The organism is Microcoleus sp. AR_TQ3_B6, from assembly GCF_036702785.1.
Taxonomy (GTDB): domain Bacteria; phylum Cyanobacteriota; class Cyanobacteriia; order Cyanobacteriales; family Microcoleaceae; genus Microcoleus.
On the sequence record NZ_JAUBVJ010000111.1, the window covers coordinates 7,866 to 22,315 of the forward strand.

General features: G+C 43.6%; 15 protein-coding genes. 10 read left to right on the forward strand and 5 right to left on the reverse strand.

All coding sequences use genetic code 11. From position 1 onward, the window contains the following. Positions 1 to 152: 152 nt before the first annotated feature. From QUB56_RS32580 to QUB56_RS32590, 3 genes are all read left to right on the forward strand, one after another. Positions 153 to 377 carry a hypothetical protein gene (locus tag QUB56_RS32580; protein ID WP_332960492.1) on the forward strand — a complete coding sequence of 75 codons (225 nt, stop codon included), beginning with the start codon at positions 153 to 155 and terminating at the stop codon, positions 375 to 377. A 213-nt stretch (positions 378 to 590) separates the two neighbouring features. Then, a complete protein-coding gene (locus QUB56_RS32585) occupies positions 591 to 1,310 on the forward strand; it encodes an AAA family ATPase (RefSeq protein ID WP_332960493.1) in 720 nt (239 codons plus the stop codon). Next, entirely contained in the window at positions 1,300 to 2,262 is a 963-nt protein-coding gene (locus QUB56_RS32590; protein WP_332960494.1) for a hypothetical protein, read from the forward strand. Before QUB56_RS32585 ends, QUB56_RS32590 begins: the two co-directional genes overlap by 11 nt. A 31-nt stretch (positions 2,263 to 2,293) precedes the next feature. Here the strand turns inward: QUB56_RS32590 and QUB56_RS32595 are convergent, their stop codons facing one another. Continuing rightward, a complete protein-coding gene (locus QUB56_RS32595) occupies positions 2,294 to 2,536 on the reverse strand; it encodes a helix-turn-helix transcriptional regulator (protein ID WP_332960495.1) in 243 nt (80 codons plus the stop codon). 239 nt (positions 2,537 to 2,775) lie between these two features. Between QUB56_RS32595 and QUB56_RS32600 the strand changes: the two genes are divergently transcribed. Further along, positions 2,776 to 3,039, forward strand: coding sequence for a hypothetical protein (locus tag QUB56_RS32600; RefSeq protein ID WP_332960496.1), 264 nt, complete (start codon positions 2,776 to 2,778; stop codon positions 3,037 to 3,039). 166 nt (positions 3,040 to 3,205) lie between these two features. Continuing rightward, positions 3,206 to 3,850, forward strand: coding sequence for a Uma2 family endonuclease (locus QUB56_RS32605; RefSeq protein WP_332960497.1), 645 nt, complete (start codon positions 3,206 to 3,208; stop codon positions 3,848 to 3,850). Positions 3,851 to 3,901: 51 nt separating this feature from the next. Here the strand turns inward: QUB56_RS32605 and QUB56_RS32610 are convergent, their stop codons facing one another. Then, positions 3,902 to 4,381 (reverse strand): hypothetical protein, encoded by a 480-nt coding sequence (locus QUB56_RS32610; RefSeq protein ID WP_332960498.1) that lies wholly within the window; start codon positions 4,379 to 4,381, stop codon positions 3,902 to 3,904. Positions 4,382 to 4,510: 129 nt separating this feature from the next. Next, on the reverse strand, positions 4,511 to 5,668 hold the full coding sequence (gene cofH, locus QUB56_RS32615; RefSeq protein WP_332960499.1) for a 7,8-didemethyl-8-hydroxy-5-deazariboflavin synthase subunit CofH: 1,158 nt from the start codon (positions 5,666 to 5,668) through the stop codon (positions 4,511 to 4,513). 140 nt (positions 5,669 to 5,808) lie between these two features. On the opposite strand from cofH, the gene QUB56_RS32620 reads away from it, so the two are divergent. After that, positions 5,809 to 7,023, forward strand: a complete 1,215-nt coding sequence (locus QUB56_RS32620) for a glycosyltransferase (RefSeq protein ID WP_332960500.1) — start codon at positions 5,809 to 5,811, stop codon at positions 7,021 to 7,023. Positions 7,024 to 7,075: 52 nt separating this feature from the next. After that, a complete protein-coding gene (locus QUB56_RS32625) occupies positions 7,076 to 8,869 on the forward strand; it encodes a glycosyltransferase family 39 protein (RefSeq protein WP_332960501.1) in 1,794 nt (597 codons plus the stop codon). Positions 8,870 to 8,922: 53 nt separating this feature from the next. Here QUB56_RS32625 and QUB56_RS32630 read toward each other — a convergent pair whose 3' ends face one another. Beyond that, positions 8,923 to 9,333 (reverse strand): hypothetical protein, encoded by a 411-nt coding sequence (locus tag QUB56_RS32630; protein ID WP_332960502.1) that lies wholly within the window; start codon positions 9,331 to 9,333, stop codon positions 8,923 to 8,925. Positions 9,334 to 9,929: 596 nt separating this feature from the next. Between QUB56_RS32630 and QUB56_RS32635 the strand changes: the two genes are divergently transcribed. The 3 genes from QUB56_RS32635 (at position 9,930) to QUB56_RS32645 (ending at position 13,516) form a co-directional block, all read left to right on the forward strand. Beyond that, positions 9,930 to 10,106: a hypothetical protein gene (locus QUB56_RS32635; protein ID WP_332960503.1), complete on the forward strand. Its 177-nt coding sequence runs from the start codon at positions 9,930 to 9,932 to the stop codon at positions 10,104 to 10,106. 312 nt (positions 10,107 to 10,418) lie between these two features. Beyond that, the gene (locus QUB56_RS32640; RefSeq protein ID WP_332960504.1) at positions 10,419 to 12,416 is read left to right on the forward strand and encodes an NACHT domain-containing protein; all 1,998 of its coding nucleotides are present in this window, start codon (positions 10,419 to 10,421) and stop codon (positions 12,414 to 12,416) included. Next, a complete protein-coding gene (locus QUB56_RS32645; protein ID WP_332960506.1) occupies positions 12,413 to 13,516 on the forward strand; it encodes an SUMF1/EgtB/PvdO family nonheme iron enzyme in 1,104 nt (367 codons plus the stop codon). Before QUB56_RS32640 ends, QUB56_RS32645 begins: the two co-directional genes overlap by 4 nt. Before the next feature lie 85 nt (positions 13,517 to 13,601). Here QUB56_RS32645 and QUB56_RS32650 read toward each other — a convergent pair whose 3' ends face one another. Continuing rightward, a complete protein-coding gene (locus tag QUB56_RS32650) occupies positions 13,602 to 14,207 on the reverse strand; it encodes a DUF3318 domain-containing protein (protein WP_332960508.1) in 606 nt (201 codons plus the stop codon). Positions 14,208 to 14,450 lie beyond the last annotated feature (243 nt).

The following is a 14,450-nucleotide window of genomic DNA, read 5'->3' on the forward strand; positions in this document are numbered from 1 at the left end:
TGCCGGATTCAGCGAAAAAGCATTAATTTAATATGTTGTGGAACAGGTCGGAAAGCCTGTTCATGAAAATAGTAAAAAATGTGAGTTATAATCTAAAATGATTGTGGCTGAGCCTTTCAATAAAAAATACCAGCCAACACCAGGAGTTTATTATGCACTTGCTACGAGTTCAAGTTCCTGATTTTCGCGGTTTGAAAAATATAGACATCACTTTTGAAAAGGATTTTGTTCCTAGTATTTTTCCGCTTGGCAGTCAAAATGGCGGCGGTAAAAGTACCCTGTTGCAGTTGATTTTTGTGTTGCTGCACTGTTCGGTCGATGAGAAGAAAAAGCCATTTTTAGAAAATCTGCTTGAGGGATTTAAAATTTTGGATTAGGAAGAAAAATTTTTAGCAATCATTGATATTTGGGATGGAGAAAAAATTGTCAAACTTGAATTTTCTTGTAAAAAATTTTCTTTTGTAGAAGGAGAAGCTCCACTAGAGTATGAACTCGAGTATGAATATAAAAATTCCGAAAATCTCATTATATGTTATGTTGAAAAAACTAGAAAAGAAATATCTCACGACGATACAATAATAACAATCACAGTGTTAAACTGTCATGTTAACAATCACAAAAAGGAGCAAGCAAAATTCTTTTTATTTAAGGTATCGCTTAAAATATTTCTAGCCGCTCCTTCAACACAAGTTTTTCTATTTCTTCCGCCGGATTCTAGAAAACTATTATTTAGCAACTCAAGTAACGGAGATAATTATTACGCGAGCCTCGAATCTGCAAGAGCCCTATTACAAGGCTTGTTTACCTATGACTTCCTTGCTGTAGAGCTACTTATTGAATCATTTAAAGCAGCTCGCGATCGCGATTTCAGAGAAGCGATAAAAACAGGTAACTACGGCAATAACTATCAAACTCTAATTAAGGACTTAAATCTGCTGTTGGGAAATAAAAGGATAAATTTAGATGAAGATTTTGCTGGTGTCAACTTTCAATTGTATAATAATGGTGAAACTATAGAACTATATCCAGAAGATTTAAGTCACGGCGAACTAAAAAGACTCAGCATTTATGCTTGGCTCAAGTCTCGCAACATAGAAGATGCTATTGTGTTGATGGATGAAATTGAAATTGCTTTTCATCCAGATTGGCAATATCAAATTATATCAGACCTCAAAGAGTGGACTCCCAGCAATCAATATATTCTGGCAACTCACTCCTACGCATTGTGTGAAGCTCTAACACCCGCTCACGTTAAAGAAATTGAGCCAAAACTGATTAAACAAGCATCTAATATTACAAATGAGTCTTAGTCCAGAACAGCTAAAAAAACATTGTGAGGCAATTCTTCAATCTCGCAGAATTCAAAACAAAATTCTTGTCTTGTGCGAAGGCAAGATTCCCGATATCCAGGGTACACTATCCCCTCAAGCTTATAAAAAAATGGAGGAAATGCCGGATGCCAACTTTTATAAGGCTTGCGTTCCGAGATGGTGGAGAGAGAAGCTGCCACAATTTTTTAACTGTGGCGATCGCAAAGATGTAATAGACACCTACTTTACTCTTTTAACATTACACGAACAGGATAGCACTAGCTTATATTTAGATCCAAATCGACTTTTTGCAATGATAGATTTGGACTTGCACCTGCCAAAGATTGATGATTACTTTTTTCCCGATACAGAAGCAATTTTTTGCGAGCTTTACGAAAAATCGGAGGTGCGATCGCAAAATGCAGCACTACACCGGATATGGATTACAGGTTTGATTCATAAAGAAGCATATTTTATCACACCTGAGCTTCAATCAATATTTGATGATTATCCTAATTATCCCATGTATCAGGATAATCCTGTTCAACTGAATAGTATTTATATGGATATGGCTGATAAAATTAGTAGCGATCCAGACTTGAAGAATAACCTTAACATACAGAGAGCGCTCGCTCGCATAAATCATTGTTTAAATTGTACAGATTTAGATAAATTACAAGATTCATGGAAAACTGAGTTTAAAAATACGTCTGATGAAACACGGAAGCATCAGTTAATTAGGGCTTTGCTCACAATTAAAAAAGTTAAAAATGAGAAACAACCTGAGCATGATTATTGGGAAAAAGTTAAGCCAGCCGTTGACTGGAGTGGGAATGAGAAAGTATTTAGAGAGCAACTCTCGTTAGAAATTGGAAGATTTTATTCACAGCAAAGTAGCGATGTTAAGTCTCATATTCCTTTTTTTTTCAAAACACTGTATGAGTTCGTTTAAATAAAACGCCTCAATTATAATATTCCATTTTCTATCCATCAGTATCGCTAGGAAAACCAAATTTATCTGGCAACTCATCAACAGTAATTTGCAAAATATTTAACAATTTCTTGAACTGAACTGGCGTTAGCTTCGGTACCGATCGCCCCGATTCCCAGTTGCTTACCGTCATTTCCGTAACTCCAAGTGCTTTTCCTAGCTGTTTTTGAGTCATAAACCGCTTAACTCGGAGTGTCTTTAGTGGCGATCGCTCGAATTTTTTAAACATTTCCATAAGCTAATTGACCCTGACCGTAAATTGATTTACGCTTACCCTAAATTGATTGACGCTTACCCTAAATTGATTGACGCTTACCCTAAATTGATTTGCTCTATGCAAATACAGAAACATCAGATAGTATTGTTTTAACCAATTGTGCTTTACGGGAATAGCGGTCTTTTCTTTCATTAGAAATTGTACGCGGTTTTACCGTTACAAAGCATCAAACCTATCCAAAATTATTTGTCAAAGCTATGTTGCAAGATTCATCATCGAACCAAACATCGCCCAATGTTTTAACCAACCAAACCTTTGAGGCCGATCGCGAAGCAGTCCGTCACGTCATCATCGGTTCGCCGCTGGGGGTACGGCGAACTATCCACCAACTGCACGCATTGCGCTACGAGGAAGCTGTTCGTTGGACTCATCCGATCGCCATTCCCGACAATCGCATCATTATTACACCCGAACAGGGAGAAATCATGAGTCTGTTAGTTAAGTTAATTCGGTTGGAATGAAGTTTTAAATGTGCGATCGATCTTTCGAGAATTTAGTCAAAAGTGCGATCGCGAATCTCTTCTCGTTGCCCGTGCTAAACTCAACAGATATATCCAAAAACTCTTGTCGGGTAGGCATCCTGCCTGCCCTTGGCACAAACTTAACAACTAGCTCCTAATTCAGCTTATGATTGTTACCACCCCCGTCCTAAAACCCGTTAGCCAAATAACGCTTTCTCCCGGCAGTGTCGCAACTATTCCCAATATAACTTGGCTTGAATTCGAGTCGATTTTGCAGGAATTAGGGGAAAAGCGAAGAACCAGAATTGCCTACAGCAACAGTACCTTAGAAATCATGGTTCCCTTACTATATCGGGAAATTCCGAAAGATTTAATTTCCGATATTGTAAAAATTTTACTCAAGTCAGCGGGCCGAAGATATGAACCCTTTGGTTCTACTACTTTCAAACGGGAAGGTGCAGCAGGAGTTGAACCTGATGCTTGCTTTTATATTCTCAATTATCAGCGGATGATTGGCCGCCGCAGACTTTTAGCGGACGATCCGCCGCCCGATTTGGCAATTGAAACGGATGTTACTTCTAAAACTACGATCGATGCCTATAAAATTATTGGAGTTCCAGAAGTATGGGTTTATGACAGCGGCAGACTTCGCATTTATTTGCTGCAAGATGGAGAGTATGTAGAATCGGATATTAGTCCGAATTTTCCCGAAATCGCGATCGCACAACTGATTCCTGCTACAGTGGAACGTGCTTGGGAGGTAGGAAGTTGTCAAGCGCTAGAAGAATTGGAAAGTGCGATCGCACTTTAGCAACTGAGTCAAAAGTGCGATCGCGACGCCCTCGAAGAGGATCGCGATTATTCAGCCATCTCGTACCATCCAAACCAGCATTCCCAGAATTTCGTCCACCGGAGGCAAGGCATAGTCATTAAGATCGATCGATACAATTTTTTCCTCTAGTTTGAGAAATCGCCACTGCGTGCCGTTACTGACACAGCCATAAATAACTGAAATTGGTTGCCCCTTCGCTTCATTAAACTTCTGCATTGCCACCATTTCTGCAACGCACGGTCCAATTCCTGTCTTCAAATCTGCTTTTTGGGCCTCAACAACCGCCACAGCAGGTGCTTCAATCTCCAACATTTCTGGAGAACGACTAATCAAATAATCACAAATCCCGTCTAGTCCAGTTTCATAATCAACTGTAAAGTCTTCCCCCGAAAACAAGCTAACATTCTGCTGCAAAATCTTCCTAACTTCCAGCAGTATCGGAGTAATAATCATTTCCGATCGAGCTTTTTCGCTACCTGTCGCCACAGCTACGGGTAAACTATTCGCCAAAAAATCTGTCAGGGTTGCACTCGGATCGATCGGACTTATTTGCGGTAGAAATCGCGGTCCTTCTACAGTTGTTAATCCAAAGGCTTGTTTAACTTTGATAATTGAGGTGAACTCGCTGTAAGAGATCGCTCAATTTATCCTACTACTTATTCCTGCCAAGTTGTCAACCCCTAAAGGTCGATAAATTGTATCTCTTTGCTGATAACTCCGCCCCAAAGAACGAATCGCCTTTTGCAAATCTTCCACAGATTGACAACTGCCGCCAACCGCACCGGCCATCGTTGTAATGTGCTCTTCCATCAATGTACCGCCGATGTCGTTGCAGCCCCATTTCAGCGCTTCAGTAGCTCCATCTAAACCTAATTTTACCCAACTCGGTTGGTGATTGGAAATCAAATTTCCCAAGAAGATTCTCGATACAGCGGTGAGTAACAAAGTATCTGCTAAAATTGGTTGGTCGCGGCCGACTCGACTCCGCAAAGGTGCCGGTGCTTCCTGTCCGACAAATGGTAGTAAAATAAATTCTGTAATGCGTGCCGGATAGTTTTGGTCGATCGCAGTTTGTTGGAGCGATCGCACTTTTTCTAAATGCAAAACCTGCTGTTCGGCCGTCTCAATATGCCCGCAAAGCATCGTACTCGTTGTCGGCAAACCCAGACGGTGAGCAGTTCCCACAATTTCCAGCCAAGTTGCCGAATTTAGTTTTTCCGGGCAAATCACCCGTCGCACAGAATCGTCGAGAACTTCCGCCGCGGTTCCCGGCATCGAACCGACTCCCGCATCCTGCAAAGCCGAAATTACATAGCTGAAACTAAGATTATCTTCTCTGGCAATAAATTCTATTTCTTGCGGCGAAAAAGCGTGCAAGTGCAACTGAGGAAACTTATCCTTAATAGTTTTCACCAATTGCAGATAATAAGGCAAAGATGCGCCGTTGAGCTTAGCTTGAAGATTTAAGCCCCCCTGCATACAAATTTCCGTCGCACCCCGCTGCACAGCATCAGTTGCCTTTTCCTGAATTTGGGCTGCATCTAACCAAAAAGCGCCCTCATCTCCCTCGTCGCGGCGGAATGCACAAAAACTGCAATGCTGCTCGCAAATATTAGTAAAATTAATATTTCGATTGATAACGTAGGTGACAGTATCCCCTGATTGTCGGCGGCGGAGCGAGTCAGCGGTTGTTTGAATAGAAGCTCGCGCCTCGGGAGCTCTTTGCTGCAAAAGTACCAAGGCCTCTGCGGAAGAGATATTATAACCTTGTAAAGCTCGATCGAGAATTGCATCCACAGTTTTCTTTTTAACTCAGCTACAGAATTACTTACTAGAATTAAGGCGTTTTTATATTTTAACTAATCAACTCTAGAGGAACGATATTCTAAAATCTCAAGTCTTACAAAACCATCCTTGACTTTCGGGACACTGAAATTATGGGCATCAACCAAGCAAATCAGGTATTGCCAGTGCCGTCTGGGCCTTTGCAAATTCCTGCTTTAGAGACTTTCAATTCAACTTTTACAGAGGCAGGCACACCGCCCATTTATTTTTCCCTCGTCCTACCCACCTACAACGAGTGCAAGAATATCAAGAGTATTGTGGAAAAATTGAGCCAGTTGCTCGATGGCAGTATTCCCGACAACTACGAATTAATTGTAGTCGATGACGACAGCCCCGATCGCACATGGGAAGTAGCCCTGTCCCTGACAGCGGAGTATCCGCAATTGCGGGTGATGCGCCGGGAGCACGAGCGGGGACTTTCCACAGCGGTAATTCGCGGGTGGCAGGCGGCTCGGGGCGAGGTTTTGGGCGTCATCGATGCCGACTTGCAGCATCCCCCGGAGACGCTGTTGCAGCTTTTAGCAGAAATTCAGCGGGGAGCCGATTTGGCCGCTGCGAGCCGCCACGTTGCCGAGGGAGGTGTGAGCGACTGGAGCGTTGTCAGGCGATTTTTATCGCGGGGCGCTCAAACCGTGGGGTTGCTGATCCTGCCGGGAGTGGTGGGCCGAGTTTCCGATCCGATGAGCGGGTATTTTATGGTGCGTCGCAGTTGCATTGCCGGCAAAACCATGAATCCTGCAGGTTACAAAATATTGATTGAAGTGCTCGGCAGAGGCGATATCCGCTGGATTGGAGAAGTTGGTTACGTATTTCAGGAGCGGCAAGAAGGCGAGAGCAAAGTTACTTGGAAACAGTATATTGAGTATTTGCGACATTTGGTTCGGTTGCGGTTTGCCCGCTGGCCGATGGGCAAGTTTCTGCGGTTTGGCATTGTGGGTTTCAGCGGCGTGTTTGTGAATATGGGGGTTTTGTACGTGCTGCGGGATATCCTCAATTGGGAGCTGACTCGCAGTCTGATCGTTGCTGCTGAATTGGCAATTATCAGTAACTTTTTGTGGAATGATTTGTGGACTTTTGGGGATATTTCTAAGCGGCAGCCAGGAAAGCGCCAGCGATTGAAACGCCTGTTGAAATTTAATACGATTTGCTTGATGGGTTTGATTTTGAATGTGCTGCTGGTTAATTTGCTGTTTAATGTTTTTGGGATGAATGAATATTTGGCTAACTTAATTGCGATCGCGGCTGTGACTCTGTGGAATTTCTGGATTAATATGAAGTTGAGCTGGCGGGTGACGGACGTGAAGTAGGTAATGACTAATGACTAATGACTAATGACTAATGACTAATGACTAATGACTAATGACTAAGTTAATGATTAAGAACAAACAACTGTTGTGGCTATTGCTGTGGACGGCGATCGCCTTTATTTTGCGCTTTGCCAATTTGGACTCGAAACCGCTGTGGACAGATGAGTTTTCTACTCTAGTTTTTAGTTTGGGCAACAGTTTTCGCGGTGTGCCGATCGATCGCGCGATCGACCTTTCTACATTATTACAACCGCTGCAATTGCGTCCCGGTGCTGGCATTGCAGATGTCCTAAACCATTTGCTGCTAGAAAGCAATCATCCACCAGTGTATTTTATGCTCGCCCACTGGTGGATGCGACTGTTTGGGCCCACCGAGGATAGTTTAGTTTGGATTGGGCGAGCTCTTCCTGCATTATTGGGCGTGATTTCAGTTCCAGCTATCTACTTTTTGGGCAAATTTGCTTTTAGTTCTCGTTTAGTCGGTCAATGTGCGGCCGCGATGATGGCAGTTTCTCCCTACGGCATTTATCTCGCTCAAGAAGCTCGGCATTACACTTTAGGAATCTTATTAGTTATTGCCTCTCTTTTTTGCCTCGCCTTAGCTGCAAAAAAGCTGCAACAGCGCGCTCCCCTGCCTATTTGGGCGGTGCTGCTTTGGGTAGTTGTTAACTGTTTGGGAATTGCGGTTCACTACTTCTTTGCACTGACTTTGTGTGCGGAAGCAATAGCATTAATTGCTGTAATCTGGCAGCAGTTTAAGGGAAAGTTGCCTGACAACAGCCAGCAGCCTAATATTTGGCAATTTCAAATCCTCGGGCCGCTTTTCTCCGTAGCGATGGGTACTTTAGCAGGCGGTTTAGTTTGGCTGCCGGTATTTTTGTCAAATAAATACGGCAGCGAACTAACTAATTGGATTGTCAGCGGCGATCGCACATTTTTAGATTCGATCAATCCGATTTTTCAAGCTTTAGCGGGATGGATCACTGTCATGTCTCTGCTGCCGGTGGAGTCGCAAAATTTGGCAGTAGTAGTTGCATCGGCGATCGCCATGACAATATTTTTTATATTGGTGCTTCCGATCCTGTTTAGCGCTTTAAAAAATTCCTTAACAACGCCCGATACTCGTTTAGGTACTGTTATTTTCGGCGGATTTGTGTTAGGAGCAATTTTCCTATTTTTCAGCTTTGCATATATTCTAGGGATTGACCTAACTCGCGGCGCACGATACAATTTCGTCTACTTTCCGGGGGTGATATTGCTTTTAGGAGCAACCTTGGCGGTTATTTTTAACACACCTACAGCAAAAAGTCAATGGTTTAATTTTCGGGCGATCGAAGTTCCGGGCAAAAAAGCAGTGGTGCTAATTTTAGCAATGGGTTTTTTTAGCGGTGTCACAGTAAATTCCAATCTCGGCTATCGCAAATATTACAAACCAGACCTTTTAATTCCGGTTATCCGCGAATTATCGAAAGTTCCCGTGTTAATTGCCACTACTCAAAAGACTCATGTAGAAATAGGAGAGTTGATGGGGATAGGGGTGGAATGGGAAAGAAGGAAGAAGGAAGAAGGAAGAGGGAAGAGGGAAGAAGGAAGAGGGAAGAAGGAGGACGTTAAAGCATCTGATTCTCCACAGTTTCTTTTAGTTAAACAGAGAAGGGATGCGCCGGAAATTGTGGCGGGGACACTTGACAAAACACTCAGTCAATTGGAACGTCCGGTAGATTTGTGGTTGGTGAACTTTGGCGCACCTGTCAATTTAGCAGCACAAAAATGTCAGGTTGAATCCCGCGAGTTGCCAGCGGTGGACGGGTATGAATATCAAGTTTATCATTGTTCTAGGTCATAGGTAAGGAGCAAGCACGGGGGATTGCTCCTACAAAAACGGGAACTAGACCGTTACTAAGACTCAGCGGCCAAATGTTTAATTAAGACGCTCATCACTTCACCTGGATTTTGAGTTGGGACAAGCGGACTCCAGTCAGAAACGCAGGCAAAATTATCGCGGTGAAAAGAATGAATGACGCGGGAAACAACAGGGCGAGAACTGATAAGGAAGACTTTCAGGAGTTCCCGGTTAGCTGAAGTTGGCAAGTTTGGTTCTTTAGCAGGGGGCTGATTGAGTTCGGTAGTTGGATTTTCTAGCCCAACCTCGAAAGTAAGTATTAATTCGGTATTGGGTAGCATTTGGCGGATGACTTTCAGGGAAGATTCTGCTTCGCTGCGGCTGCGAAATAGCGCGACGGGTAAGCGCTGAAAGTTGGGCAGCAGTTGGTAAATAATCCAGGCATTCGCAGTTTCTGGGTTGTTCATGGCTGTCTTGTAAATTGGGTATGTTTGCCCATAGAAAAGTGACAGACTTGCACGCGAGTGCGAGCGCGATCGAGCATCGAGCTACTGCAATCAATATGTGTCCTAATTGATGATTTTTTCTCTATCGCTCTGCGGCTATCGGAAACTATATCTAGTTGAGCAATGACGTTATTTTAGGCCGCAAATCAAATTTCAATTCAATTTTTTACATAATTTAATAATTCCAAAATCAGCACTCAATCTTGATTTTAACAGCTCAAAATAAGCGCTCAAAATAGGCGGTTAAAATGGAAAAACAAGCAGTAAAAACGTTATGAAGTGGCAAAAATCAACAAGTACGCTCTCAATTAAAGTAAGTTTTAAAAAAAAGGCTGCCATGTTAGCAGCGTTAATGTGAAAAGTAGGGCGATCGAGCATTTTTATAAAAAACATGACTTTCAAGGCAGTTACTCGTTACCAGGCAGAGCCTGGTAACGCAGATCCGGAGGAAGAGCCTCCATAGTCTGGGCCGAGGCTCTTCCTCGCTTACATCGGTTCCCAGGCTCTGCCTGGGAACCAGTTAAATTACATGACTCAAAAATTTAAACATAAAAAACATGACTTGCAAGGCAGTTTTTAGTCTTGTTAAGCAGTTGTCTCTCTCCGAAAATTTACGGTTGATTAAGTGGATGGTTCCTGAGAAAATGGGCGAATTTTCCCAGGCAGGATTTCTAATGTTGCGTGCCGTAGCTGATAATTATGCAGTTATATCGAGTGTCAATACAACTTGGTAAAGTGGATATTTTTATAGAGTAGGCTGAATCTAACTGAAGCAGCGGGCGATCGCCAAATCTACTTCGCAAATATCGCACATCAGCCATAAATAACATCTATTGCTAACGATCGCTCGCTACGATCGCCTAAACTGGGAAACAAAAGGCTTTTAAGTGCGATCGTGTATGTCCAGATTTATACAAAATTGGCTCCTACCATTGCTATTGATACTCAGTAATGGTTTCTTGGGTTGGCTGATCAACCAACTGCCCGATAAAAAGGTCTTAAAAATTGAAGACCCTATCATAATCTTACTGACAGTAGTGTGTCTATTGGCACTTTTTATCTTCGGTGCTATATCCAGTCAGTCTCAGCCGAGTGCAGCGCCTGCAAATCAAAATTGGGTTCTTGGTTTTTTACCCCTGCTGGGAGGTGGCATCCTTTTCGGACTCTTGCAGGGGAACCACCTAGCCGCAGAATTCACCTCAGCAGTTTTTTATACATCTCTCATTCTGTTTGGTTTGGGGACTGTGCTCCCGCCTGTACTGCTTTTACCGAGGCAATGGCAGAACAGGTTGGTATGGTTGCCCCCAGGTTTGGGACTGGCGGTAATGTTGTATTTCATACTGAGAGGCGAATGGACAGCAGGGTTTTTGGCTTTGGTTGTGACTGTAATTTTGACGTTGTTTATCCATACCATCAAGTTTCTCATCCCAGTTACCAACCAACTTGCACTGAAGTTTAGGGCAAAGAGACAGCAACTTGCAGATAGTTTCGCAAACGGGATTTGGAATAAAATTGAAGATTCAACCTCACCTTTTCAGCGGGAATATTACCAGAGTTTGATTTATATCTGTCGAGACTATCAAACACAGGGATTGGATAGAGATCGAACCCTGAACTTGCAAAAGGTATTTGTGCCGCTCAAAATGGCTGCAACAGAGGCAGCGAATACAAGTCACAAAATGATTCAGCCACGCAAGCGTGGAAGAAATAACTCAAATGAAACACAAATTTGGGATTTTTTAGCAGCAATAGATAAGCATCCGGAATTTCGGCGCATGGCAGTTTTGGGCGCACCCGGTTCCGGGAAAACTACCCTTTTGAGATATTTAACGCAGACTTATGCCACAAAGCAACAGCGGAAAGTGCATCCGAAAGCGCCGAAACTGATTCCGATATTGTTGTATCTCCGAGATGTGCGTCAGGAAATTGTGAACAACAATCAACTCACTCTGGCAGAGTTAATTACTCAGCAGGTACAGCAGCAGCAGCAAAAATATCAACTGGAGAATCCACCGCCTAACTGGTTTGCCGAAAAAATACGTCAAAACCAATGTTTGGTAATGTTAGATGGATTGGATGAAGTGGCAGATGAAACCCAGCGCCAGCAAGTAAGTCGTTGGGTGGACCAACAGATGCAGAGATACCCGGATACGGCTTTTATCTTAACCTCTCGACCTTTTGGCTATAAAACTGCGCGGTTGCAACAAGATGTGACTGTCTTAGAAGTGCAACCATTTAGCCTGAAACAGATGCAACAGTTTATTCATAGCTGGTATTTGGAAACAGAGGTGATAAGTCACGCTGGACAAGATGATGCGGGAGTGCGGGCAGACGCTAAACAACAAGCAGATGATTTAATTAAGCGGATTAAGAATAGCAAACCTTTGGCGGATATGGCGGTGAATCCTTTGCTGCTAACAATGATTGCCACTGTTCACCGTCGCGGTAGCGCCTTGCCAGGAAAACGGGTAGAACTTTACAAAGAAATTTGCCAGGTTTTACTAGAAAGGCGACAAAGAGCTAAAAATATGGCGGAAGCGCTAACAGCGACGCAAAAGCAATCTGTTCTGCAAGTGCTGGCATTTAAATTAATGCAGCATAAAACTCGTTATTTCAAGCTATCCGATGGAATTAATTGGATTACAGACAAATTGGCAGATATAGCAGGCAGTGGGGCGAATCCAGAGGAATTTATTCAGCAAATTCGGGATGTGAGTGGGTTGTTAGTGGAAAAAGAAGTAGGCGTTTATGAATTTGCTCACTTGAGTTTCCAGGAATATTTAGCAGCGGTTCAGATTAAGGAATCGAACCAAGAGAATTTGTTAATCCGAAATATTAACAAGTCCTGGTGGGCGGAAACTATCCGTCTTTATGCAGCCCAGAGTAATGCTAGCAATCTGATTCGTAAAGTCTTGGCGATGCCATCTCCATCCGTTGAAGTAATGGCACTCGCCTATGATTGTTTGGACGAGGGGTTGAGTGTAAATCCAGATGTTCGGCAACAACTGGAACAAAGGTTAAGCGCAGATTTGGAAAGTCTATGACAGAAAGATTCACCTTAGCAGCTAATGTTTTGTTATCCAGGCGTCTGCAAAATCTACTGCGGATTGATGAAAATGTCGAAATTGACATGAGTTACATCACCTGCGCGGAATATCAGCTTTTTATTGATCAGAGGCTGAAAGCGGATGAACATCGCCAACCTGACCATTGGACAACTTACAGATTTCCATCAGGAGATGCCAAAAAACCTATTACTGGAGTAAGGTTCAGTGATGCAAAGGAGTTTTGTGAATGGTTAACTCAGCAGCAATCTGCACCAATATTTAAATATAGACTGCCAACTCTAGCTGAAGTAGAGGAGCATCCAGTTACAGAAAAACAATTAGGATGCTGGTGTTTTGATGGAGAACAGCGAATCATTGCAGGAATAGAAGCTGGACAGCAGCAAACTTGGCAACAGAAATTAGATGAGGTTTTGGTTCTCTACCGCGACCTGTACCACAATCTGTACCAGAATCTGTACCGCGACCTGTACGACGAGCTGTACCTCGTCCTGTACCGCGACCTCGACCTCGACCTGTATGACGACTTCGACCTCAACCTATACCACGACCTGTACCTCAACCTGTACCACGACCTGTACCGCGACCTGTACTGTGTCCTCAACTGCGACCTCAACCGCGACCTCGATCGTGTCCTCGACCGCGACCTCTACCATGACCTCAACCACGTCCTCAACCGCGTCCTTAACCGCGTCCTCAACCGCGTTTTCGACCGCGACCTCTACCGCATCCTCGACCGCGACCTCTACCGCGACCTCTACAGCGCGCTCGAAGGCAAAATTAAAGCAATTGAAGAAGGCAAAGCCAGTGATTTTCTACTTTTATACTTCCCTCTGCTTCCTGTTATTGTTATCTATCATTTCTTATCAGGAACTTATGAGGCAATCTCCCACAATAAAGCGGCGCTCAATATAATTAAGTTAAGCCGTCAAGAAAGTGAAGCTATTAGCCGTAAGTATCTAGATAATTTCAATGAAATATACCCACTTTATGTTTACTTGGTATTACTAGATGAGCGACAAGCGGGTCGGATACCAGCATGGGAGAGTATTCGGATTGTCAGGGAAAGAGTTGAGTAGCAGATATAGCGCCTGGATAGTAGGGAGACAACACTGTTGTGTCCTTTGGCTGCGGAACACAGGATTGTTTGTGAAATAGTATTTTCTAATCTTGCCTGACACTATCAGGAACGCCCACGGCCGAAATACCCGATATCGCCTTTAAGTTTTGACACCGAATCAACTCATTAAAATCCAAACTGCGCCCTTCAATTTGCGCCACAGCCTCGATCGCCCCCAGCAGATGTCCGGCCGCTTCCGCTTCGTTGTAACCGCGCCTGAGAGCCACTCTAATCGCCCCCTCGTCAGCATTTAACTCTACTTGGGAACTGCGGTTGTCGCGCCAAATTCGAGTCATCGCCAGTCCCGTCAAACCGCCCGCGATCGCAGTGCCGATCGCATCTCCTTGTAACAATTCTACAACAGTCCCGACAATTCCCGCCAGAGCTGCACCTTGATAAATATCCGGTTTAAACCACTTAAAACTGCACAGAAAACTGACATTCCGCAATAGCAGTAAATCCCGCTGCGGCTTAGATAGCAGCCGCCACAAATCAAAATTAATATAAATCGGGCGAGATTGATGCCAAGGCAAAGGAAAATCGCAGTCAATCACCGTTGATTGTTGTGGTTTATTAATGATTTTACACATCATGCGGCCGGAAGCTGGCATCAGATCTAACAGGCGGCTAATTTCTGGTTCGGGATTCATAATTTTTTGGGTAATTGGTTGTTGGTTATTAGACCTATTGCCTAAAATTTTGATTAATCTGTCAACCGCAGATTCAAGGCAGATAAACGCAGATAAATGCAGATAATTTCTAGAGAGTTTCGGAATGCTTGCAATTTGAGTCTAATCTGTAGGGACACCGCACCGTGCCCATAGGTGTCAACTTAAGCTGTCAGTCGGTTCACCCGGTAGTCCGCCAGGGAATGAATTCCACGGGGCTTATAG